The organism is Pyxidicoccus sp. M15, from assembly GCF_056858435.1.
Genome location: NZ_CM166495.1, coordinates 2,053,799 through 2,074,479 on the forward strand (window position 1 = coordinate 2,053,799; position 20,681 = coordinate 2,074,479).

The 20,681-nt window shown below is 72.8% G+C and carries 23 protein-coding genes; 16 read left to right on the forward strand and 7 right to left on the reverse strand.

Annotated features, from left to right (window positions below; genetic code table 11):
• Positions 1-11: 11 nt before the first annotated feature.
• Positions 12-134, reverse strand: a complete 123-nt coding sequence (locus ACX9TP_RS08215; protein ID WP_267856288.1) for a hypothetical protein — start codon at positions 132-134, stop codon at positions 12-14.
• A gap of 127 nt (positions 135-261) precedes the next feature.
• On the reverse strand, positions 262-1,647 hold the full coding sequence (hemG, locus tag ACX9TP_RS08220) for a protoporphyrinogen oxidase (RefSeq protein WP_482979173.1): 1,386 nt from the start codon (positions 1,645-1,647) through the stop codon (positions 262-264).
• Between the two features lie 159 nt (positions 1,648-1,806).
• Between hemG and ACX9TP_RS08225 the strand changes: the two genes are divergently transcribed.
• Positions 1,807-2,496: an SDR family oxidoreductase gene (locus ACX9TP_RS08225; RefSeq protein ID WP_482979174.1), complete on the forward strand. Its 690-nt coding sequence runs from the start codon at positions 1,807-1,809 to the stop codon at positions 2,494-2,496.
• 20 nt (positions 2,497-2,516) lie between these two features.
• Here ACX9TP_RS08225 and pdxH read toward each other — a convergent pair whose 3' ends face one another.
• Positions 2,517-3,101, reverse strand: a complete 585-nt coding sequence (gene pdxH, locus ACX9TP_RS08230) for a pyridoxamine 5'-phosphate oxidase (protein WP_482979175.1) — start codon at positions 3,099-3,101, stop codon at positions 2,517-2,519.
• A 77-nt stretch (positions 3,102-3,178) separates the two neighbouring features.
• Here pdxH and glgA point away from each other — a divergent pair, with 77 nt between their 5' ends.
• From glgA to ACX9TP_RS08245, 3 genes are all read left to right on the forward strand, one after another.
• A complete protein-coding gene (glgA, locus tag ACX9TP_RS08235; RefSeq protein WP_482979176.1) occupies positions 3,179-4,612 on the forward strand; it encodes a glycogen synthase GlgA in 1,434 nt (477 codons plus the stop codon).
• A 35-nt stretch (positions 4,613-4,647) separates the two neighbouring features.
• Entirely contained in the window at positions 4,648-5,565 is a 918-nt protein-coding gene (locus ACX9TP_RS08240) for a serine/threonine protein kinase (RefSeq protein ID WP_482979177.1), read from the forward strand.
• Between the two features lie 203 nt (positions 5,566-5,768).
• A complete protein-coding gene (locus ACX9TP_RS08245; RefSeq protein WP_482979178.1) occupies positions 5,769-6,248 on the forward strand; it encodes a hypothetical protein in 480 nt (159 codons plus the stop codon).
• Positions 6,249-6,252: 4 nt separating this feature from the next.
• Here ACX9TP_RS08245 and ACX9TP_RS08250 read toward each other — a convergent pair whose 3' ends face one another.
• Positions 6,253-7,653, reverse strand: coding sequence for a hemolysin family protein (locus ACX9TP_RS08250; protein WP_482979179.1), 1,401 nt, complete (start codon positions 7,651-7,653; stop codon positions 6,253-6,255).
• A 54-nt stretch (positions 7,654-7,707) separates the two neighbouring features.
• Here ACX9TP_RS08250 and ACX9TP_RS08255 point away from each other — a divergent pair, with 54 nt between their 5' ends.
• On the forward strand, positions 7,708-8,478 hold the full coding sequence (locus tag ACX9TP_RS08255; RefSeq protein ID WP_482979180.1) for a hypothetical protein: 771 nt from the start codon (positions 7,708-7,710) through the stop codon (positions 8,476-8,478).
• A 78-nt stretch (positions 8,479-8,556) separates the two neighbouring features.
• The gene (locus ACX9TP_RS08260) at positions 8,557-9,558 is read left to right on the forward strand and encodes a hypothetical protein (protein ID WP_482979181.1); all 1,002 of its coding nucleotides are present in this window, start codon (positions 8,557-8,559) and stop codon (positions 9,556-9,558) included.
• Between the two features lie 103 nt (positions 9,559-9,661).
• Here the strand turns inward: ACX9TP_RS08260 and ACX9TP_RS08265 are convergent, their stop codons facing one another.
• A complete protein-coding gene (locus ACX9TP_RS08265; RefSeq protein WP_482979182.1) occupies positions 9,662-9,814 on the reverse strand; it encodes a hypothetical protein in 153 nt (50 codons plus the stop codon).
• A 462-nt stretch (positions 9,815-10,276) separates the two neighbouring features.
• Here ACX9TP_RS08265 and ACX9TP_RS08270 point away from each other — a divergent pair, with 462 nt between their 5' ends.
• Positions 10,277-10,579 (forward strand): hypothetical protein, encoded by a 303-nt coding sequence (locus tag ACX9TP_RS08270; RefSeq protein ID WP_482979183.1) that lies wholly within the window; start codon positions 10,277-10,279, stop codon positions 10,577-10,579.
• Positions 10,580-10,595: 16 nt separating this feature from the next.
• Here the strand turns inward: ACX9TP_RS08270 and aat are convergent, their stop codons facing one another.
• A complete protein-coding gene (gene aat / locus ACX9TP_RS08275) occupies positions 10,596-11,294 on the reverse strand; it encodes a leucyl/phenylalanyl-tRNA--protein transferase (RefSeq protein ID WP_482979184.1) in 699 nt (232 codons plus the stop codon).
• A gap of 12 nt (positions 11,295-11,306) precedes the next feature.
• On the reverse strand, positions 11,307-12,137 hold the full coding sequence (locus ACX9TP_RS08280) for an LEA/WHy family protein (RefSeq protein ID WP_482979185.1): 831 nt from the start codon (positions 12,135-12,137) through the stop codon (positions 11,307-11,309).
• A gap of 67 nt (positions 12,138-12,204) precedes the next feature.
• Between ACX9TP_RS08280 and ACX9TP_RS08285 the strand changes: the two genes are divergently transcribed.
• The 9 genes from ACX9TP_RS08285 to ACX9TP_RS08325 all read left to right on the forward strand — a co-directional run bounded on the left by ACX9TP_RS08285 (position 12,205) and on the right by ACX9TP_RS08325 (position 20,680).
• Positions 12,205-12,843, forward strand: coding sequence for a hypothetical protein (locus ACX9TP_RS08285; protein ID WP_482979186.1), 639 nt, complete (start codon positions 12,205-12,207; stop codon positions 12,841-12,843).
• 104 nt (positions 12,844-12,947) lie between these two features.
• Positions 12,948-13,133, forward strand: a complete 186-nt coding sequence (locus ACX9TP_RS08290) for a hypothetical protein (protein WP_482979187.1) — start codon at positions 12,948-12,950, stop codon at positions 13,131-13,133.
• A 232-nt stretch (positions 13,134-13,365) separates the two neighbouring features.
• Positions 13,366-15,360, forward strand: a complete 1,995-nt coding sequence (locus ACX9TP_RS08295) for a TonB-dependent receptor plug domain-containing protein (RefSeq protein WP_482979188.1) — start codon at positions 13,366-13,368, stop codon at positions 15,358-15,360.
• 30 nt (positions 15,361-15,390) lie between these two features.
• A complete protein-coding gene (locus ACX9TP_RS08300) occupies positions 15,391-16,092 on the forward strand; it encodes an HmuY family protein (protein WP_482979189.1) in 702 nt (233 codons plus the stop codon).
• Positions 16,092-17,210, forward strand: a complete 1,119-nt coding sequence (locus ACX9TP_RS08305) for a hemin-degrading factor (RefSeq protein ID WP_482979190.1) — start codon at positions 16,092-16,094, stop codon at positions 17,208-17,210. The genes ACX9TP_RS08300 and ACX9TP_RS08305 overlap by 1 nt, the downstream gene beginning before the upstream one ends.
• On the forward strand, positions 17,207-18,136 hold the full coding sequence (locus ACX9TP_RS08310) for a heme/hemin ABC transporter substrate-binding protein (RefSeq protein ID WP_482979191.1): 930 nt from the start codon (positions 17,207-17,209) through the stop codon (positions 18,134-18,136). The genes ACX9TP_RS08305 and ACX9TP_RS08310 overlap by 4 nt, the downstream gene beginning before the upstream one ends.
• Complete coding sequence (locus ACX9TP_RS08315; protein ID WP_482979192.1) at positions 18,133-19,218, forward strand: FecCD family ABC transporter permease; 1,086 nt, start codon at positions 18,133-18,135, stop codon at positions 19,216-19,218. Before ACX9TP_RS08310 ends, ACX9TP_RS08315 begins: the two co-directional genes overlap by 4 nt.
• Positions 19,215-20,018, forward strand: coding sequence for a heme ABC transporter ATP-binding protein (locus tag ACX9TP_RS08320; protein ID WP_482979193.1), 804 nt, complete (start codon positions 19,215-19,217; stop codon positions 20,016-20,018). The genes ACX9TP_RS08315 and ACX9TP_RS08320 overlap by 4 nt, the downstream gene beginning before the upstream one ends.
• A gap of 179 nt (positions 20,019-20,197) precedes the next feature.
• Positions 20,198-20,680: a hemerythrin domain-containing protein gene (locus ACX9TP_RS08325; protein WP_482979194.1), complete on the forward strand. Its 483-nt coding sequence runs from the start codon at positions 20,198-20,200 to the stop codon at positions 20,678-20,680.
• The last annotated feature ends 1 nt before the right edge of the window (position 20,681 follow it).

The following is a 20,681-nucleotide window of genomic DNA, read 5'->3' on the forward strand; positions in this document are numbered from 1 at the left end:
CGCCGGGGCGCTCAGCGCGCGGGGCCCTCCTCCAGCTCGGTCTCCATGACGTCCAGCACCATGCTGCCGGCGAGGACGATGGGGAAGAGGAGGATGGCCGCGAGGACGAGGAGGGGGGAGGGGAGGGCAAGCATGATGGGCTCCTGACTCCGGGAAGCATGCCTTTGCAGTCTGACGCGTCTTCCCTGGCTGTGCTGACGCTCCCGGCCCGAGCGGTCGCTAACGGACAACGAAGGGTCGCCCGGGCTATTTCCGCGACGCCTACACCGCCCCGGCGAGCGCGTCCGCGAGCTGCGCCCCGTTGCGGATGCAGTCATTGAGGCCCACGCCCTTGTAGGCGTTGCCCGCCAGGTGGAGGCCCGGCCAGCGCTGGAGCGCCGCGTCGATGGCGGACATGCGCTCCAGGTGTCCCACGTTGTACTGGGGAATGCCGCGCTCCCAGCGGATGACCTCCCTGAAGGACGGGGTCGCCGTCACCCCCGCGAGCGCCTGGAGCTCCTCGCGGGCCAGCGCCACCAGCGCGTCCTCGTCCTGCTTCACCAGCTCGGGCTGGCGCGCCCCGCCCACCATGCACGTGTAGAGCACCCGCCCGCCCTCCACGCGGAAGGGGAACGTGGTGGACGCGTGGATGGCGCCCAAAAGCCGCCGTCGCTCGCCCGAGGGCACGAGGAAGCCGAAGCCGTCCGGCGCGGGCGTCGTCCCCGCGTCGAAGCCCAGGTGCACGACGGCGATGGGCGCGTATTCGATGCCCGCCACCTGCGCGGCGAGCGTCGCGTCCAGCGGCCGCAAGAGCCCCGTGGCCACGTGCGAGGGCACCGCCAGCACCACGTGCTTCGCGGACAGCTCCGCGCCGCGTCCGTGCTCGTGCACCCGGAGCCGCCAGCCGTCCTCGCGCCGCTCCAGTGCCTCCACCGTGGCACCCAGGTGCGCCGCGTCGCCCAGCGCCGAGGCCAGCGCGTCGATGAGCGTCTGCAGGCCGCCGTCGAACGTGCTCAGCGCGCCGCTCAGCTTCGGCGCCGGGGCCGCGCCTCCCGTGGCGCCCGCGAGCAGCGCCTTCTGCGCCTTCTGCGCGCGGATGGCGCCGAGGATGAGGCTGCGGTGCTCGCGCTCCAGCTTCACCAGGGGAGGGAAGGTCGCCGCCACGCTGAGCCGCTCCACGTCGCCCGCGTAGATGCCCGTCTGCACCGCGTCCAGCAGCACCTGTGTCGCCGTGCGCCCCAGGTGCCGGCGGCCGAAGTCCGCCAGCGACTCGTCCACGCCCCGGGGCGCGCGGCCGGTGAACAGCTCCCCCATGACGCGCAGCTTCGCGCCGAGCGGAAGGATGTCCGAGCCGAGGAACGCGGGGGGAGAGGCCGGCACGGACCTGAGTCGGCCGCGCGTGTACACATAGCGACGCTTCGCCGCCGGGTCGGCCGCGCGGATGCGTCCTTCCAGGCCGAGGGCCGCCGCCAGCTCGCGCGTGGCCGGCTCGCGGTCCAGGAAGCTGTTCGGCCCCTGCTCCACGAGGTACCCCCCTCGCGCACGCGTCCCCACCGCGCCACCCAACCGGGCCGAGGACTCCAGGAGCACGCAATCCCTACCGCGCGAGCGCAACCGGTGCGCTACAACGAGTCCTGAAATCCCGCCTCCCACGACGACGACACTCATCGGGTTGTCCTTCCATGCCCAGTGCATTCAAACACCATCACGCAACCCCCACCTGTGAGCAGGGCTTCCGGTGACCAGCATGCACTCCCCATTCACACTCCCCACTCGTCAACAAGCGCGTTTTGCCAGCGCGGTCCATTCGGCGCGTTAATGCCTCTCATGCGCTACGTCATCACCGGAGCAAGTCGGGGAATCGGGCTCGAGTTCGTCCATCAGCTCCTGCGGCGAGGGGACACCGTCGACGCGGGGGTGCGCTCGCCCGAGGGCGCGAAGCGGCTGGAGCCGCTGGCGCGCGAGGTGGGCAACCGCCTGCGCATCCATGCGCTCGACGTGGAGGACGACGCCAGCATCCGCTCGTTCGCCGCGGACGTCTGCGCCGCGCCGGTGGACGTGCTCATCAACAACGCCGGGGTGCCCGGCCTGTGGTGCGCCCTCTCCGACGTGGACTACGTGGACCTGACGCGCACCTTCGCCATCAACGCCCTGGGGCCGCTGCGCGTCACCTCCGCGCTCTTGCCCGCGCTGCGCCGCGGCGGCGTGCGCAAGGTGGCCCACGTCAGCTCGCGCATGGGCTCGGTCTCCGACAACACCGAGGGTGGGGCCTACGCGTACCGCATGTCCAAGGCCGCGCTGAACATGGGCGTGCGCACGCTGGCCAACGACTTGCGCGCGGAGGGCTTCACCACCGTGGTGCTCCACCCCGGCTGGGTGCAGACGGACATGGGCGGGCCGCAGGCGCCCCTGCCGGCGTCGGACTCCGTGCGCGGCATGCTGCGCATCATCGACGGCATGGGGCCGGAGCACACCGGCCGCTTCTTCGACTACCAGGGCGCGGAAGTCCCCTGGTAGGGCGCCAGCCGCCGGAGGCATTACGGGTACAGCATCTCCGTGCGCCAGCCGTCACCCTCGCGCAGGTAGACGTGCCTGTCGTGGAGCCGGCTGGGGCGGGAGTGCCAGAACTCGATGCGGTCCGGCACCACGCGGAAGCCGGACCAGTGCGGCGGGCGGGGCACCTGCTTGCCGGCGTGGCGCGCCTCCACCTCCGCCACCCGCGCGTCCAGCTCGTCGCGGGAGGGCAGGGGGCGGCTCTGGAGGCTGGCCCAGGCGCCCACCTGGCTGCCGCGCGCCCGGCTGTGGAAGTACGCGTCCGCCTCCGCGTCGGACACGCGCTCCACCCGGCCCTCCACCCGCACCTGCTCCTCCAGCGGCGCCCAGTGGAAGCACAGGGCGGCGAAGGGGTGCGCCAGCAGCTCGCGTCCCTTGCGGCTCTCGTAGTTGGTGAAGAAGACGAAGCCGCGCGCATCGAAGTCCTTCAGTAGCACCACGCGCGCGCTGGGGCGGCCGCCGTCGCCGACGGTGGCCACCACCATGGCGTTGGGGTCCACGGGGACGGCCTTCTTCGCCCGCTCGAAGAGGTCCGCGAAACGCTGGATGGGGTCCGGTGGAATATGCACGTTTGAAACATAGGGGACGGCCGCCCCGGGCGCACGTTCGCGGTTGACTCATGCCGGCCACACGTCAATGTGGGCCCATGAAGATTCTCTTCATCTCCTCGGAGGTGGCGCCCTTCTCCAAGACGGGGGGCCTGGGAGACGTGGCCGGGGCCCTGCCCGCCGCGCTCGCCTCGCTGGGCCATGACGTGAAGGTCGTCACCCCGCGCTACCGCGACGTGCGCGACACCTCCCGGCTCACCCCCACCGGCCAGTCGCTGGTGGTGCGCCTCCCCTCCGGCGAGGCGTCCGGCCCCATCCTCTCCGCCCGCCTCTCGGAGAAGCTGGAGGTCCTCTTCCTGGAGAACGAGCACTTCTACGGCAACCGCGCCGGCCTCTACGGCGACGCGTGGGGCGAGTTCGGCGACAACGCGCGGCGCTTCGCCTACCTCTCGGTGGGCGCGCTCCAGGCCGCGCAGCGGCTGCGCTTCGTCCCGGACATCGTCCACGCCAACGACTGGCAGACGGGCCTCGCCCCGGTGGCGCTCCAGCGCGGCTTCCGCAACACCGCGCTGTCGCGCGCGAAGAGCGTCTTCACCATCCACAACCTGGCCTACCAGGGGCAGTTCCCCAAGGGCGTCATGGACGAACTGGGGCTGCCCTGGGACTTGTTCACCTCCGAGGGCGGGCTCGAGTTCTACGACGCGGTCAACTTCCTCAAGGGCGGGCTCGTCTTCTCCGACGCGCTCACCACGGTGTCGCCCACCTACGCGCGCGAAATCCAGGCGCCGGAGCAGGGCTACGGGCTGGACGGCCTGTTGCGCCGCCGCGCGCACCGGCTGCACGGCATCCTCAACGGCATCGACGCGCACGAGTGGGACCCCCAGGCGGACCCCGTCCTCCCGGCCCGCTACGGCCCGCGTGAATTGCAGGGCAAGGCGGTGTGCAAGCGCGAGCTGCTCAGGCGCTTCGGGCTGCCGGACGGGGACGCGCCGGTGTTCGCCATCGTCAGCCGGCTGGCGTGGCAGAAGGGCATGGACCTCTTGCTGGACGTGCTGCCCACCGCGCTCCAGGCGGACATCCGCTTCGTGGGCATCGGCAGCGGGGAGGGCCCGCTGGAGGACGGCCTGCGCGCGTTGCAGGCCCGTCACCCGAAGCAGATGGCCGTGCACATCGGCTTCGACGCGGCGCTGTCGCACCTGGTGGAGGCCGGCGCGGACTTCTTCCTCATGCCCAGCCGGTACGAGCCGTGCGGGCTGAACCAGATGTATTCACTTCGTTACGGAACGGTGCCCATCGTCCGGGCCACGGGGGGACTGGTGGACACCGTGGAGGGCGGGCTGGACGGCACCGGCCTCCTCTTCGAGGCGTTCCACCCCGCCGCCCTCCTGGCGGCCATCCGCCGGGCCCTCGCCCTCTACGCGGACCCGTCCCGGCTGGAGGAGTTCCGGCGCCGGGGCATGGAGAAGGACTTCTCCTGGGACGCTTCCGCCCGGAAATACGAGGCCGTCTACGCCGCCCTCATGGCGGAATAGTGGGTGCGGACGGAAATTCGCAGTAGTCTTGTCGCGTGGCGGAAGCTCCGGACCTGGGCGGTTATGAGGTGGTCGGCCGGTTGGCCGTAGGCGGCATGGCGGAGGTGTACCAGGCGCGTGCCCGGGCCACCACGCAGCGCTCGCCAGGCGAACCGGAAGAAGTCGTCATCAAGCGACTGCACCCCTCGTTCCGCAGTGACACCGCGTACGTCAAGGCGTTCGTCGACGAGGCGAAGCTGACGGTGCGCCTGCGCCACCCGCACATCGTCCGCACCTACCGCCTCTTCAAGGCGGGGCCGGACTACCTCATGGTGCAGGAGCTCGTCAGTGGCCGGACGCTCGGCTACATGCAGGAGCTGCTCATCAAGGCCGGCGCGGCCATGCCGCCCGAGTCCGCCTGCTACATCGCCTGGTGCCTGGCGAAGGCGCTCGACTACATCCACCGGGCGAAGGTGGGGGAGAACGGCGCCACCATCGTCCACCGCGACGTGAATCCGGCCAACGTGCTGCTGGGCATCAACGGCGACGTGAAGCTCACCGACTTTGGCGTGGCGGAGGTGGAGGGGCTGATGCGCGGCGACGCGGGCGCGCTGCGCGGCACGCTGCCGTACATGAGCCCGGAGCAGGTGCTGGGCCAGCCGGTGGACGCGCGCACGGACCTGTACGCGCTGGGCGTCATCCTCTGGGAGCTGTGGGCCAGCCGCCGCCTGCACTCCGGGGACAACGAGGCGGACCTGATGCACCGGGTGCGCGACGCGCGGGTGCCGCTCCTGTCCTCGGTGGCGCCGGACCTGCCGGACTACGCGGTGCAGGTGGCGCGCAAGGCGCTCTTCGCGGACCGGGCGCGGCGCTTCCAGACGGCCGCGGAGTTCCTCAAGGCGCTCGAGGCGCTGTCCAAGCGCGCGGGCTGGCCCCTGACGGTGGAGGCGCTCCAGCCTCTGCTGGGTGGCTGAGCCGCGTGCGCCGCGCCCCGACGGCGCCAGGTGGCGAGGGCGCTCCGGCCTCCGCTGGTGAGTCGATGCCGAGGCGCCGCGCCTCGACGGCGCCGGGTGGCGAGGGCGCTCCGGCCTCCGCTGGTGAGTCGATGCCTAGGCGCCGCGCCTCGACGGCGCCGGGTGGTGAGGGCGCTCCGGCCCCCGTGAGCAGGTCGAGGCCCATGCGCCGCGCCGTCATCGCCCTGCTGTGTGGCGGCGTCCTGTCCGGGTGCCTGGGCTCGGTGCCCTTCCGGCCGCGTGCCTATGACGAGGCCGTGCGCGTGGACTCCGTCGCCGTGGACTTCCGGCCGGACGGCTCGGGCGTGCTGGACCTGGGGCTGGAGGTGGCCAACCCGTCCTCGGACGCCGCGAGCGTGTCCGCCGTGGACTTCGAGCTGCGGGTGGACGGGCGGCGCGTGGCCACGGGCACGCAGCAGGTGGCCGTGGCGCTGCCCGCGGACGGGCGCCTGCCGCTGCGGGTGTTCTTCCCGCTGGCCAGCGAGGCGTCCACGGGCGGCGCGGAGCCGGTGTCGCGCCGGGTGCGGGTGAGCGGCGGCGTGGTGCTGCGCTTCGGCGGCACGGAGCGGCGCGCGCCCTTCGACGACACGCGCGCGCTGCCCCTGGCGTACGTGCCGCCGCTGAACGGCCCGGAAGGGGACTGACGCTTCAGCTCTTCGCGGTGACGCTCTCCACGCGCGTGTCGCGGACGCCGGAGTCCTTGCCGTCGCGAGGAGGGCCGTCGCGGGGCTCGCGGCCGTCCTTCCCGTCGCGCCCGTCCTTGCCGGTGGCGGACTTCAGGCGGGACATGCGCACGCGGTCGATGCGCGGCCCCTCCTTGGTGGCGACGACGAACTGCCAGCCGTTGTAGGTGAAGCGCTCGCCCACGTCCGGCAGGTGGCCGGCGAGCGACGACAGGTAGCCGCCGAGCGTGTCGAAGTCGCCCTCGGGCAGGGGGAAGCCGAACGCCTGGGTGAAGGTGTCCACCTCCAGCGAGGCCTCCACGAGGAAGCTGCCGTCAGCCAGCTTCTCCACCTGCTTCTCCTCCACCTCGAACTCGTCGCCGATGTCGCCGACGATTTCGCGGAGGATGTCCTCCAGCGTGACGATGCCCATGAAGCCGCCGTACTCGTCGACGACCATGGCCATGTGGATCTTCCGCTTCTGCATGTCCCGCAGCAGGTCCCCCACGGGCTTCAGCCAGGGCACGAAGTGGGCGGGGCGGATGATGTCCTGGAGGACGATGAGCTCCGGGTGCTGGAGCAGGGGGATGATGTCGCGCGCGTGCAGCACGCCGATGATGTGGTCCACGTCGTCCCGGTAGACGGGGATGCGCGAGTGGTTCTCCTCGGCCAGCAGCCGCAGCAGCTCGTCGGTGGAGACGGTGATGTCCACGGTGATGACGTCCGTGCGCGGCACCATGACGTCGCGGCAGCGCTTGTCGGACAGCTCGAAGATGGAGCGGATGAGCTGCGGGGCGCTCTTGTCCACCTCGTTCTTCGCGGCCTGCGCAGCCAGGAGCTTCTCCAGCTCCTCCAGCGGCGGCGGCGGGGGCTCGAAGCGCAGCGTGCGGCCGAAGGTGCGCGCCACCAGGTTGAGCAGGCTCAGCGTCAGCCGCATGGGCGGGTAGAGCACGAGCACCAGCAGCGACACCACGCCGGACAGCCGCAGCGCCCAGCGCTCCGGGTTGGCGTTGGCCAGCCCGCGCATGGTGACTTCCATGAGGCTGGCCAGCACGCCCACGAAGAGGGCGCCCGCGGCCACGGTGGCCACGGGCAGCCACGCGGCCTCCCCGTACTGGGTCATGTCCAGCATGCGGGGCGGGACGAAGGCGCCGATGGCGGCGGCGAGGAAGCCGCTGAGCAGGGTGCCCAGCCGCAGCGCGGTGGCGGTGGCCTCGCGGTTCGTCTTGTGCCGATAGACTCGGCGGCTCGCCGCGCCGGGCTGCGACTCCACCAGCTCCTGGGCGCGCAGGTCCGACGTCCCGTAGAGCGCGGACTCCGCGGCGGCGACCAGGGCCCGGATGAAGCACAAGGCCAGGCAGGCGACCCAGAGGGTCCAGGTAGGCATAGAGGCTCTCTCTTATCCCGTGCTAGGGGTACGCACCACCCCGCCGGAGCCCCCATGCCCGCTCGCATGTACGCCGTTGGAGCACTCCTGGCCCTCCTCCCGGCCCTGGCCGGCGCCTGGCCGGTGGACCTGTCCGTCCCGCTGGAGCCCGGGAAGGAGCGCTTCCACAAGCTGTCCACCGTGGACTGGGTGGAGGTGGAGGATGGCTCCGTGGCCACCGCGGAGGTGCTCCCCGGCAGCAACGAACTGTTGCTCACCGGGCACTCGACGGGCCGCACGCTCCTCCTCCTGTATGCCGGGGGGCGCTTCGCGGTGTGGCGCCTCACGGTGGGGACCCCTCCGCCGGAGGACGTCGCGCCCCGGCTGGCCGCAGCGCGCAAGGCGTGCCCCGACTTGAAGACGACGGAGGGCGCGGAGCGCGGCCTGTCCGCCACGGTGAAGGACGCCGCGTGCCGCACGGCGCTGATGGAGCTCTTGCGCACGGACGCGTACGTGGCGCGCGAGCTGGAGCTGACCTTCGACGTGGCCGTGCTCCAGGAGCAGCTCGCGTCGGTGGGGGTGGGGCTCCAACCCCTGGGGTTGGAGGCGCGCTACAGCGGCGCGGGCATCGTGCTGTCCGGCACGGCGACGCCCCAGGTGCACCACCGCGCGCTGTGGGAGCTGTTCCGCCGCTCCGTGGGCCGCGTGCCCCTGAATGACGAGGTCCAGGTGAAGGCCCCCGAAGCGCCCGTGGCGGCGCCGGACGCGGGGCCGGCCGTGGAGGTGGAGGCGCCGGTTCCGGTGGAGGTGCTGCCTCCACCGCGGAAGCGGAATCGCAAGCCGTGAGCGCGGGTGCGCGTGCTGCCTCACGCGTGGGCATCTTGAGGTATGACGACGGGCCTCTACCCCGAGGGAAGGAGCCCGATGATGTCCGTGGTCCGGCTGACTTCGCAGGCGCTGGTGCTGGGCCTGTTGCTGCTGACGCCCCCAGGCGCGCTCGCGCAGGATGATGGCGAGGCGAGAGTCATTCCCATGGAGGAGGCGGAGCGGGGCTGCCCGGTGAAGCCGGACGTGGTGCCCTTCACCTCGCGCACGCTGGTGGGGCTGGCCGGCTCGGGCTGGCTGGCGCACCAGGCCATCATCCCCCCCGCGAAGGACACCTTCTTCCGGGGCGGCGAGGCCCTCCGTGCCGGCGTGAAGCTGGTGCCGCCGGAGGACGTGCGCAAGCTGGGTGCACCGGACCCGGCCGTGCCGCTGTGGGTGTTCGGCAAGGCGGACGCGCCTGCGTGCCGCGCGGTGCCCATCACCTGGTGGGCGGTGCGCATGGGCACGGACGAGGACCGCAAGACGTACCTCATGGCGGAGCTGGAGGTGGGGTGCGACTTGCTGCCCCCGGGCCGGCTGTCCGGCACGCCGGTGGCAGTGCGCCAGAAGGACGCGCCCAACGGGTGCAAGCTGCGCCGGGCGAATGACAACGACACGGGGCGCGCGGGCGTGGGGATGCCGCTGGAGGTGATGGACTTCGTGCCCTCGCGCGACTGCGAGGCCCCCGAGTGCATGCGGCTGTGGGAGAGCTTCGGCAGCCGGTGGGACGACGGCAGCGCGGTGACGGACCTCACGGTGTCGTGGATGGAGCGCAAGGGGAAGAAGGACCCGTGTGACTGGCACACGGAGGACTTCTCGATTCTGCTGCTGCGCCCGCCCGACGCGATGGCGCCGATGCAGCTGAAGTCCGGCGGCGCCTTCTTCGGGGCGCTGTACGACAGCACCGGCCTGCGCACCGTGCTCAGCCGCAACCTGGGCGTCGTCTACGTGCATGACGTGGCGAAGCCGAAGGCGGCGCCGAAGTCCGTGCGCTATGGCAGCCCCTCCGAGGAGGACCTCCTCACGGCGAAGCGCACGCTGTCTCCGTGCAAGCGGCTGTAAGCGGCGGGCCTCGCCACGAGGCCGCCGCCACCAGTAAGGCACGGCAGCGCTCCGCACTCCGGGCGCTGCCGCGTCGCTGCTCAGGCGAAACCCAGACAGTCCATCAGTTGAGGCACTCGCAACGCCAGTCGCCGTCGCCGTACTCGATGCACGCGCCGCCGAAGGGGGCGCAGTAGTCCCTGCAGAACGTGAGGTTGGTCGGGTTGCACCGGACGTTCGTCTTCGGCTCGGTCGGCCGGGCAAATGCGGTGTTCACACCAAAGCCAACGACGGCACCCACTCCGACCACTGCGACCAGCTGCAGTACGCCTCGGACCTGACGGTTCATGGTTGTCCCTCGGGTTGTCAGGTGCCCCTCCGGCACCTGGATGTGCGGTGGCCCGCACCCTGTCTGAATAGGGTTTTGTGATTGCAATTGCAATCACGGACTTGTGGATGATGTCTGTTCTGGTGATGGGGCCTTTTGCTGGTATGGCTGTTCGTCTGGCTTTGCCATGGGCGGTGTGGGGGTTTGGTGTTGGTGCGGTTTTGCTGTCTGGGTTGTGATTCCAGGGCCTGTGTCCGACGCCAGGGGACGGGTGGCGCCGGATGTGTGTGCGGGGCGGCCTGGGAGCCTTGGGCGGGCCTGGGACGCATGGCCCGCTCTCTGGCTCGTTCCACGGCCGGGCGTGCGTGCCGGGCCCGCCAGGAGCAGGCACACGCCCTACCGTTGAGGGCCATGAGCCCCCTCTCCCTCTCCGCGAAGCTGCGTTCCTGGCTCGGTTCGAGCCGGCTCCCCGTTCCCCTCCTGCTCACGGTCTCCGCCTGTGGGCTCGGGGCGCCCCGGCCGCGCGGCCTGCGTGCGCTCACCGTGGTCCCCGTGCTGCTGGGGCTGGCGTCCCTGGGGGTGCTCGGCTGGAAGGCCGCTCAGTTCCGCAAGCCGGCGTCGGGCGTGCCCGGCACGCCGCGCTCCAGTGTTCCCTTCGCCTTCACCTGGCAGATGTCCGAGGAAATCACCGCGTCCGCCGCGTCCGGGCACTGAGGCCCCGGGCGGCTTCTCAGGTCGGCGCCGCTTCCGTCCACTTCCCGCGGCGGGTGGGCTCCTTCAGCGCGCGGGCGAGCGCCGCGAGGAAGCGCTTTCGCGGCCACTGCTCCGCGCCGAAGCGCGCGAGGTGCTCGGTCTCCACCTGGCAGTCGACGAGCTGGAAGCCCCACGACTTGAAGCGCTCCACCGACGCGACGAAGGCCACCTTCGACGCGTCCGGCGCCAGCGCGAACATGCTCTCCCCGAAGAAGGCCGCGCCCAGGGACACGCCGTACAGGCCGCCCTTCAGCTCGCCCTGGGCCCACGCCTCCACCGAGTGCGCGAAGCCCAGCTCGTGCAGCGTGACGTAGGCGCGCAGCATCTCGTCGGTAATCCACGTGCCCGTCTGCCCGGGGCGCGGCGCGCGGCCGCACTCCTCGATGACGCGCTCGAAGGCCGTGTCGTAGCGCACCTCGTAGGCGCCGCGGGCCATCGTCTTGCGCAGCGAGCGGCCCACGTGCAGCAGGCCCGGCTCCAGCACGAAGCGCGGGTCCGGCGAGTGCCAGAGGATGGGGTCCCCCTCGCTGTACCAGGGGAAGATGCCGCGCGAGTACGCGGCCAGCAGCCGCTCCGGCCGCAGGTCGCCCCCCACCGCGAGCACGCCGCTCTTGTCGGCACGCTCCGGAGGGGGGAACAGCTCCGGGTGCTCGTCACTCAGAAGGTAGATGGGCACGCGCGCGGCATTCTACCGGGACACGTTCAGCTTCACCTCACCGGACAGCGAGTAGGGCACGCGCATCAGCGGCGCGGTCAGCTCGCCCGTCACCCCGTAGGGCAGCACGCCCTTGGCGATGAGCGCCTTCACGTCCGGGCCATACGTGTCCTTCGTCACCGCCACCTCCACCGGGTACACCCCCGTGGCGGACGCATCCACACTGTCCGCCTGGGCGAGCGTCCCCGTCTCGAGCTTCTTTCCCGCCACGGACACCTGGAACGTCATCCCCTCCAGCTTCAGCGGGAAGGGGTTGGGGTTGCGCACACCCAGGCGGAGGTTGATCTGGACTTCCTCGGGCGAGTAGCGCGCCCCGTCCAGCTCCTCCACCACCACCGTGGGCAGGCGGGGCACGCGCGCCGCGCGGCTGGCGGCGAAGGGGACCTTCTCCTCCTGGTCTCCCGAGCGCACCACCAGCGTGCCCCGCAGCGCGAGCAGCAGCGTGCCGCCCTGGGCGCTCAGCCGCGTCAGGTCCTCGGCGTTCTTCACATAGGGGGCGCGCTCCTCGAAGGAGATGTCCGCGGGCACGCCCGGCTCCAGCCGCACGTCCAGCTTCGCGCTCCCTGTCTTCACCACCTGGCCGTCCGAGACGAGCTCGTAGTCCGCCCGCTCCACCACGCCGGAGGCGGGGCTGGCCACCTGGGCGCGGTAGCGCACGGCGGCATCGGTGATGCCCTGGGACAGGACGGTGGTCTCCTGGGAGGTGAGGACGGCCGGTCCCGAGGGCTTCGTGGGTGCCGAGGCACACCCCAGGCCCAGGGTGAGCAGGGCGGACAGCAGGAAGAGGGGCGAAGTCGAGCGCATGGCGTTAGACATTGTGGCCACCCTGGGGACCGACCCAAGGACTTTTCCGCTAGACTGTCCACCACTCGTGGCCCGACGCCGCCCCAACTTCAACAAGACGCTCCGCACCCTCATCCGCGACATCGCGGCGAAGATGCCGGAGTTCGGCCATGTGAAGCCGGGCCGCATCCTGGTGGTGGCCGGCGAGGCGCGCCGGGCCTCCCGCGGCACCGTGAAGCCGCTGTGCTTCCGGGGCGGCAAGAGCACGGACCGCACCGGCCGCCGCAAGCCCATCATCCGGATTCGCGGCAAGCGGATGCTCTACTGCATCACCCTGCGGCCCCTCTTCTTCCGCGCCTCCACCGCCCAGGCCCGGGTGGAGACGGTGCTGCACGAACTCTTCCACCTGTCGCGCCGCTTCGACGGGACGCTGCACTCCGGCCGGCGCCACGCGGTGCTGGGCAAGGCCTTCTCGCGCAAGCTGGGGCCGCTGGTGCGCCGCTACCTCAAGCTGTGCCCGCCGGAGCTGCTCACCGAGCTGGCCCACAGCGGCGAGGTGCGCGTCCTCCAGTGGCTGGAGCGCCCCGGGTCCGCCTACCTCCCCGGCACCCACCGCCGCGTGCGCCGCGTCTACACCGAGGACCAGCTCTACTACGGCATCGCCCGCATGGTGACGCGCAAGTCCCGCGCGGCGCGTGAGGCGCAGGCTCGCGCCAAGGTCCACTGAGTCACCCCTGTTTGCCGTCCGCCAGGGGTGGAGTTGGGCTTGATGGTTGACTCTGATAATCAGTATCAATATCATCCGTGCCGTTTTCGAGCCACGGAGCCGGGATGCGCGAGGGATGCCAGCCAGAGGGCGGGGACGGGGAGCTGCGGTGTCTGTGCGGCAGCCTCCTGGCGCGGCTGGTGCCCGGGGGCGTGGAGCTGAAGTGCCGGCGGTGCCACCGCACGCGCGTGGTGCCGCTGGAGCGGACGCCGGAGGGCGGAGTGGAAGGCGGGCGGGGCGAAGGCCGCTGAGCGCGAGGTGTGAGTGGCGGCGGAGGGTGGGCGCGGGAGAGGCCGCTGGGCGCGAGGTGGCGTGGTGGGGCCGCTGAGCGCGAGGTGTCGCGGCAGAGGCCGCTGAGTCCGTGTAGTCACCGGGCCTCCGGGCCCGGAAGTGGTGTCTTTCCTGAGGCCAGAGGCCCTTGAGCCCAGCGCCCTACGGGGTCTCCTACAGGAGGCCCGCCGGCCGTGAGCCGGAGGACGCGGTATGTCCTGGCGCGGGTGTCTTCTCATCCTGGCGTGTGCCCTGCCGCTGGCGGCGTGGGGTGAGGCTCCGTCGGCCGCGGATGGCGGCGTGGACGCGCTCGCGGATGGCGGCGTGGACGCGCCCGCGCCCGTGCCCGCGCCAGCGCCCGAAGTCGAGGCGGACGCATCCGCCGTGCAGCAGACGGTGGTGACGGCCTCGCGCTCAGCGGAGCGGCTGGGCGAGACGCCGGTGGCCACGGAGGTCATCACCCGCGCGGACATCCTGGTGAGCGGAGCGCGCAACGCGGCGGAGCTGCTCGCGGCGCACCCGGGGCTTCAGGTCGTGCACTCCTTCTCCGGGGCGACGCTCCAGATTCAGGGGCTCGGGTCCGAGTACGTGCTGGTGCTGGTGGACGGCGAGCGCGTCGCCGGGCGGGTGGCCGGAGGCGTGGACCTGTCCCGGCTGTCGCTGGAAGACGTCGAGCAGGTGGAAATCGTCAAGGGCCCCTCGTCGGCGTTGTACGGCAGCGACGCGGTGGCCGGCGTGGTGAACCTCATCACCCGGCGCGCGCGGCGGCCCCTGGGCGCGGAGCTGCGTGCCTCCTACGGAAGCCTGAGCCGGCTGGAGCTGGACGGCACGGGCGAGGCCCGGGGCGACGGCTGGGGCGTGCGGCTCAGCGGCGGCCTGCAGCGCTCGGACGCGTACGACCTGGAGCCCGCGGACGTGGGCACCACGGGCAGCAGCCTGGAGGGCTTCGACGTCTCCGCGAAGGGGGACCTGCGCGCCGACAGCGGCCATGTGCTGGAGGGGAGCGCGTCCTACTCGCGGCGCACGCAGCGGGGCGTGGACCTGGGCGTGGCGGGCGCCATCTTCGACCGCGCGAGCCGGGATGACTCCATCTCCGCGCGGCTGGCACCCTCCTGGACGCTGGGCAGCGGCGCGACGCTGCGCGCGGACGCCGCGTATGCCTGGTTCGACCGGCGCTACCTGCGGGACCAGCGGCGCTCGTCCGCGCTGGACACGGTGGAGGACACGCGCGACCAGCAGGGACGGCTGGGCGCGCAGCTCGACGCCCGGCCCCATGCGCGCCACGCGCTGGTGGTGGGCGCGGAGCTGCTGGGCGAGTGGCTGTCGTCGGACCGGCTGGAGACGGGGCGCGGAAGGCGGGCCCGGGGCTCCGTGTACGCGCAGGACAGCTGGACGGTGGCGAAGGGCCCGGGGCTGGTGCTCGTCCCCAGCGCGCGCGTGGACACGGACACGCAGTTCGGCTCGGTCGTCACGCCCCGGCTGGCGCTGCGCGTGGACCCGCTGTCCTGGCTCACGCTGCGCGGCGGCTACGGCTGGGGCTACCGTGCGCCGGGCTTCCAGGAGCTGCTGCTCGACTTCGAGAACCCCTCCGTCGGCTACGCCGTGCGAGGCAACCCGGACCTCCGGCCGGAGCGCTCGCGCAGCGTGACGCTGTCCGCGGAGGCGCGGCCCGCCAGCGAGTCGCTGCTCTGGGTGGGCGCCTTCCACCACACGCTGCGGGACATGATTGGTGTCTCGCTCCAGGAGGGGGGCGAGGCGTCGCTCTTCACCTACGTCAACGTGGCGCGGGCCACGCAGCGCGGCGGCGAGCTGGGCGTGCGCCAGCGCCTCCCGGGGCGCGTCAGCGCGGAGCTGGCCTACACCCTCACCGACGGCCGCTCCGAGTCCACCGGACGCGCGCTGGAGGGGCAGGCCCGCCACCGGCTCACGGCGCAGGTGTCCTGGCGCCACCGCGAGTCGGGCGTGGAGGCCTGGGCGCGCGGCGCGCTCGTGGGCGCGCGGCCCTTCTACCCGGACGCCGACGGCGACGGAGAGGCGGAGCCCTACGACGCCCGGCCCTACGTCACCGTGGACGCCCGCGTCGGCTGGAGGCTCCGCGAGCAGCTCCAGCTCTTCGTCATGGGCACCAACCTCGCGGATGCGGGCAACCCCACGGACCTGCCCATTCCTCCGCGCACCTTCCAGGCCGGGCTGTCCGCCCGGCTGTGAACTCCCAACCCCCCACCTGAAGGAGCCTTCATGTCCCGCTTCTCTCCGCGTTCCCGCGTCTTCCTCCGGGCCTCCGCCCTGCTGCTGGCGGGCCTGCTGACGGCGTGTGGTGATGACCTCGAGCCCACGCCCGGCGATGAGCAGGAAGACCCGCAGGACGGGCCGGAGACGCCCGGCTCCCCCAAGCCGGAGAACGGCACCCACGTGCGCCACCAGGACAACGGTGACGGCTCGTTCACCACCACGGTGGACGCGACGAGCAAGGAGGCGTGGATTGGCCTGGACCTGGACCTGGGCAAGCAGGTGGACGCGGCGCAGGACACCGTCTGGGATGTGTCCTTCCAGCGCTTCGGCATCCGCTCGCGCGGCGGCGTGAGCGGCACTGGCGGCGTGCAGGTGGCGGTGCTCACCGACAAGACCTTCGCTCAGGTGACCCAGGCCCCTGCGAGCGGCTACACCATCGACGCGGCGGATGGTGAGGACATGGGCACGGACCCGGACACCGTCTTCCAGGCGGGGGACGGCTGGTACGTCTATGACGTGGCGACGCACAAGCTCACCCCGCGCCCGCGCGTCTACGTGGTGCGCTCGGACGCGGCCGCGTACTTCAAGCTGGAGCTGCTCTCCTACTACGACGACGCGGGCACGCCCGCGATGATGAAGCTGCGCTGGGCGAAGGTGTCCGGCCCCGTCTCGGGGGGGCACGTCGACGTGGCCCCTGGCTCCCGCTGATGCGCTCCGACGCCGAGGTGTCCCTCATGGAGCAACAGCCTTCCGTCACGGGCGCGGCGACCGGGCCCGCCCTCCTGCGCCAGCGCTGGCAGGCGCTGAAACAATCCCAGCCCCGCACGCGGGCCCGTGATGCCGCGGACCTGCTTGGCGTGAGCGAGGCGGAGCTCCTCGCCACGGGGATAGGCGACGACGCCGTCCGACTCGACCTGCGCTTCGACGTGCTCCTGCCCCGGCTGGAGTCGCTGGGGCGGGTGATGTCGCTCACCCGCAACGCGCACGCGGTCCACGAGAAGCGGGGCACCTGGCGCAACGTGGAGCTGCACGGGCTCAGGGGCCTGGTGCTGGACGAGGACATCGACCTGCGCCTCTTCCTGGCGCGCTGGCGCTTCGGCTTCGCGCTGGTCGAGCGCCTGGCGGACGGCCCGCGGCGCAGCCTCCAGTTCTTCGATGCATCGGGGACGGCCGTGCACAAGGTCTTCCTGGAGGACGCGGCGGGCGCGGCGGCGTTCGACGCGCTGGTGGAGGCGCTGCCCCATGTGGACCAGGAGCCGACCCTGCCCGTGGAGCCGGCCCGGCCGGTGGACGCGCCGCGTCCGGATGCCGAGGTGGACGTGGAGGGACTGCGCGCCGGCTGGAAGGCGCTCCAGGACACGCATGACTTCTTCCCGCTGCTCCAGCGGTTGAAGGTGGCGCGGACGCAGGCCTTGAGGCTGGTGGGGCGGGAGCTGGCCACGCCCGTGGCGCCAGCGTCCCTCGCGTGGGTGCTGGAGCGGGTGGCCGCGTCGGGGTTGCCCATCATGGTCTTCGTCGGCAACCCGGGCTGCATCCAGATTCACACCGGGCCGGTGCGCACGGTGCGCCCGACGGGGCCGTGGATGAATGTGTTGGACCCGGGCTTCAACCTGCACGTGCGCGCGGACCACATCCATTCCGCCTGGGTGGTGCGCAAGCCCACGCGCGACGGCGTGGTGACGTCGCTGGAGCTGTTCGACGCGGACGGGGAGAACATCGCGCTCGTCTTCGGGCAGCGCAAGCCGGGGCTCCCCGAGCTGCCCGCGTGGCAGACGCTGATTCGTGAGTTGACGGAGTCGCTGCCCGCGCGGGAGGTGCTCCCGTGAGTCGCGCTCGGGAAGTGGCCGGGTGGCTCGCCGGCCTGATGCTGGCGGCCAGTGCGCACGCGGCTGGCTCCGCTCCGCCCCCGGCGCCCGCCGTCCAGGCTCCGGCGCCCTCCGCCGCGCCCGCGAAGGGCCCGGGCGCCGAGCCCCGGCTGGTGACGGTGGGCCCGGCCGTCACGGAGACGGTGTTCGCCCTGGGCGCGGGGGCGCAGGTGGTCGGCGTGGATGACACCAGCCTCGCACTCGAGGCCGCGGCCCGGACGCCCAAGGTGGGCTACCAGCGCGCCCTCTCCGCGGAGGCCGTGCTGGCGACGGGGGCGTCGCGGCTGCTGGCGTCCGAGGAGGCGGGCCCGCCGGGGGTGCTGGAGCAGCTGAAGGCGTCGGGCGTGGACGTGCTGGTGCTGTCCAACGCCCCCACGGTGGAGGCGGCGCGGCAGCGCATCCGGACCCTGGCCGAGCGGCTGGGCAGGAGCGCGCGGGGGGCGGCGCTCATCGCGGAGCTGGAGAAGGACCTGGAGCGCGCCGCCGCGCGCGTGGCCGCGAGGAAGGATGGGAAGCGGCCGCGCGTCCTGTCGCTCTACGCGCGGGGAGGCGGCGTGCTCATGGTGGCGGGCACGCAGACGCCGTCCGACGTGCTCATCCAGCTCGCGGGCGGCGTGAATGCCGTCTCCCGCTTCAGCGGCCACAAGCCGCTGACGGCGGAGGCGGTGGTGGAGGCCGCGCCCGACCTCATCCTGCTCCCCGCCAGCTCCGCGTCGTCCCTGGGCGGCGCGGAGGGCCTGGGGCGCGTGCCGGGCCTGTCCCAGGTGAAGGGCTGGCGGCTCGTCACCGTGGAGGACGTCCACTTCATGGCGCTGGGGCCCTCGCTGGGCCGGGCGGTGGCGCGGCTGCAGGACGGGCTGGGCCTGCCCGCGGGGAGCGGGCCATGAGCGCGTCGGGCGTCGCTCCCGTCTCCGCCGGGTACCCGGGGCGCGCCTCGCTCCCGTCTCCGCCGCGCCCCTGGGGCCTGCTCGCGCTGTTGCTCGTGGGCGTGGCGCTGGCCTCGCTGGCGGTGGGCGCGGTGCACGTGCCGCCCCTGGCGCTGGTGGGCGGTGTCCTCGACGCCCTGGGCCTTCAGACGGGAAGCCGGCTCGCGCCCACGCAGGAGGCGGTGCTGCTCTCCATCCGGCTGCCGCGGGTGGTGCTCGGCGTCATGGTGGGGGCGGTGCTGGCCACGTGCGGCGCCGCGCTGCAGGCGCTGTTCCGCAATCCGCTGGTGGAGCCCGGGCTGCTGGGCACCTCCAGCGGCGCGGCACTGGGCGCGGTGGCGGCCATCGTCCTGGACGTGTCCCTGAGCACGCGGCTGGGCTCCCTGCGCCTGCTGGCCGTGCCGGGCGCGGCCTTCCTGGGCGCGCTGGGCGCCACGCTGCTGGCCCAGCGCCTGGGCCGGGGAGACGGCCGCACGGAGACGGCGCGCATCCTCCTGGCGGGCGTGGCGGTGAGCGCGGGCGCGAGCGCGGGCATCGGCCTGCTCACCCAGGTGGCCACGGACGCGCAACTGCGCTCCATCACCTTCTGGAGCTGGGGCAGCCTGGGCGGCGCGTCCTGGGACGTGGTGGGCGCCGCCGCGGTGCCGCTGTGCGTGGCGCTGGCGCTGCTCCTGCGCGAGGCCCGCGCCCTCAACCTGCTGCTGCTGGGCGAGCGTGAGGCCTGGCACCTGGGCGTGGACGTGGAGCGGCTCAAGCGCCGGCTCGTCCTCGCCGCGGCCCTGGGCGTGGGCGCCGCCGTGTCCGCCACGGGCATCATCGGCTTCGTGGGGCTGCTGGTGCCGGCGCTGCTGCGCCTGGCGATGGGGCCGGACCATCGGCGCCTGCTCGGGGCCTCCGCGCTGCTCGGCGCCGCGCTGCTGGTGGCCGCGGACCTGCTGGCCCGCGTGGCGGCGGCGCCCGCGGAGCTGCCCGTCGGCGCGCTGACGTCGGTGCTGGGCGTGCCCGTCTTCCTCGGCCTGCTGGCGCGCAAGGGGGCCGCATGAGTCTCACCGCGAGCGGTGTGGAGGTGTGGCGTGGGCGGGGCAGGGTGCTCGGCCCCATCGACCTGGTGCTCCAGCCCGGCGAGGTGGTCGCCGTCGTGGGGCCCAATGGCGCGGGCAAGTCCACGCTGCTGGCGGCGCTGTCGGGAGAGCTCCGCCTCGCGGCCGGGGACGTGCTGCTGGAGGGGCTGCCGCTGAACCGCTGGCTGCCGCGCGAGCGGGCGCGACGGCTCGCCGTGCTGCCCCAGGAGTCCTCCCTGGGCTTCGGCTTCACGGCCCTGGAGGTGGCGCTCCTCGGACGCAGCCCGCACGTCGGCCGGGGCTCGGAGGGCGCGGACCTGGAGGCGGCGCTGGCGGCGCTGGACGCCACCGACACGCGGCACCTCGCCTCGCGGCCGTACCCCACGCTGTCCGGAGGAGAGAAGCAGCGGGTGCAGCTCGCGCGCGTGCTGGCCCAGCTCTCCGCGCCGCTGGAGCAGGGACACCGCTACCTGCTGCTCGACGAGCCCACCGCGAGCCTGGACCTCGCCCACCAGCACCTCATCCTCGAAGCGGCGGGGCGGTTCGCGAGCGAGGGCGGTGCGGTGCTCGCGGTGCTGCATGACCTGAACCTCGCCGCGCGCCATGCGCACCGGCTGGTGCTCCTGGCCGGTGGACGCTCGGTGGAAGAGGGGCCGCCAGCGCGGGTGCTGCGTCCGGACCTCATCTCCGAGACGTTCGGCCTCGACGTGGTCATCGCCGAGTGGCCGGACGCGCCCGGGCCGTGGGTCCTTCCGGCCGGAAGGACAGCCCCACCTCCTTGAGGGGGCGGGGGCGCTACCGCCGGCGTCTTCAGCTTCTGGGGCACGGGGGCAGAGCAGGGTCCTTCCGGGCGGGATAGACCTTCCTGCCTCCCGTGCCCTGGTTTCAGCCGTGGCGGGCAGCCGGGCTCCGGGGTTGCGTGGGTCCGGAGCTCCGGCGAAGGTGCGGCGAGGTTTCGCGCATGAGCCCGCCGTTCTCCGACTTCGCCAGCCTGGCCTCCCTCCACCGCGAGCTGGAGGAGGAGTTTCTCCAGCACCAGGACGCGCTGCTGGACCTGGACGTGTCGCTGGCGGCGCGGCGGCTCGACGCCTACGAGGCGGCGCTGCGGCGGCACCTCGAAGCGGAGGAGGCGCTGCTGCTGCCCGTCTTCTCGAGGGCCGGCCGCATCCGGGGCGCCTCGCCGGAGCTCTTCACCGGTGAGCACCAACGCCTGCTGGAGTTCCTCGCGCGCTTCCGCGCGGAGCTGCGCGCCCTGGAGCCGGCGTCCGCGGGCTTCAAGCGCGCCGTGCTGCGGCTGCTGGACGCTGAGACTACGTTCAAGCACCTCTCGCACCACCACGAGCTGCGGGAGGAGACGTACTTCTTCCCGGCGCTCGACGGCGTGACGGACGCGGCGGAGCGGCGTGAGCTGCTCGCGGCATTCACCGCGCGGGTGACGCCGTAGG

Coding starts and splice junctions, on each gene's coding strand:
- hemG (WP_482979173.1), bottom strand. CDS start 1,647: ATGAGTGTCGTCGTCGTGGGAGGCGGGATTTCAGGACTCGTTGTAGCG.
- ACX9TP_RS08215 (WP_267856288.1), bottom strand. CDS start 134: ATGCTTGCCCTCCCCTCCCCCCTCCTCGTCCTCGCGGCCATCCTCCTC.
- ACX9TP_RS08245 (WP_482979178.1), top strand. CDS start 5,769: ATGCGCCGCGCCGTCATCGCCCTGCTGTGTGGCGGCGTCCTGTCCGGG.
- ACX9TP_RS08295 (WP_482979188.1), top strand. CDS start 13,366: ATGTCCTGGCGCGGGTGTCTTCTCATCCTGGCGTGTGCCCTGCCGCTG.
- ACX9TP_RS08315 (WP_482979192.1), top strand. CDS start 18,133: ATGAGCGCGTCGGGCGTCGCTCCCGTCTCCGCCGGGTACCCGGGGCGC.
- ACX9TP_RS08320 (WP_482979193.1), top strand. CDS start 19,215: ATGAGTCTCACCGCGAGCGGTGTGGAGGTGTGGCGTGGGCGGGGCAGG.
- ACX9TP_RS08255 (WP_482979180.1), top strand. CDS start 7,708: ATGCCCGCTCGCATGTACGCCGTTGGAGCACTCCTGGCCCTCCTCCCG.
- ACX9TP_RS08250 (WP_482979179.1), bottom strand. CDS start 7,653: ATGCCTACCTGGACCCTCTGGGTCGCCTGCCTGGCCTTGTGCTTCATC.
- ACX9TP_RS08325 (WP_482979194.1), top strand. CDS start 20,198: ATGAGCCCGCCGTTCTCCGACTTCGCCAGCCTGGCCTCCCTCCACCGC.
- ACX9TP_RS08300 (WP_482979189.1), top strand. CDS start 15,391: ATGTCCCGCTTCTCTCCGCGTTCCCGCGTCTTCCTCCGGGCCTCCGCC.
- glgA (WP_482979176.1), top strand. CDS start 3,179: ATGAAGATTCTCTTCATCTCCTCGGAGGTGGCGCCCTTCTCCAAGACG.
- ACX9TP_RS08270 (WP_482979183.1), top strand. CDS start 10,277: ATGAGCCCCCTCTCCCTCTCCGCGAAGCTGCGTTCCTGGCTCGGTTCG.
- ACX9TP_RS08225 (WP_482979174.1), top strand. CDS start 1,807: ATGCGCTACGTCATCACCGGAGCAAGTCGGGGAATCGGGCTCGAGTTC.
- ACX9TP_RS08260 (WP_482979181.1), top strand. CDS start 8,557: ATGATGTCCGTGGTCCGGCTGACTTCGCAGGCGCTGGTGCTGGGCCTG.
- ACX9TP_RS08290 (WP_482979187.1), top strand. CDS start 12,948: ATGCGCGAGGGATGCCAGCCAGAGGGCGGGGACGGGGAGCTGCGGTGT.
- ACX9TP_RS08280 (WP_482979185.1), bottom strand. CDS start 12,137: ATGCGCTCGACTTCGCCCCTCTTCCTGCTGTCCGCCCTGCTCACCCTG.
- ACX9TP_RS08305 (WP_482979190.1), top strand. CDS start 16,092: ATGCGCTCCGACGCCGAGGTGTCCCTCATGGAGCAACAGCCTTCCGTC.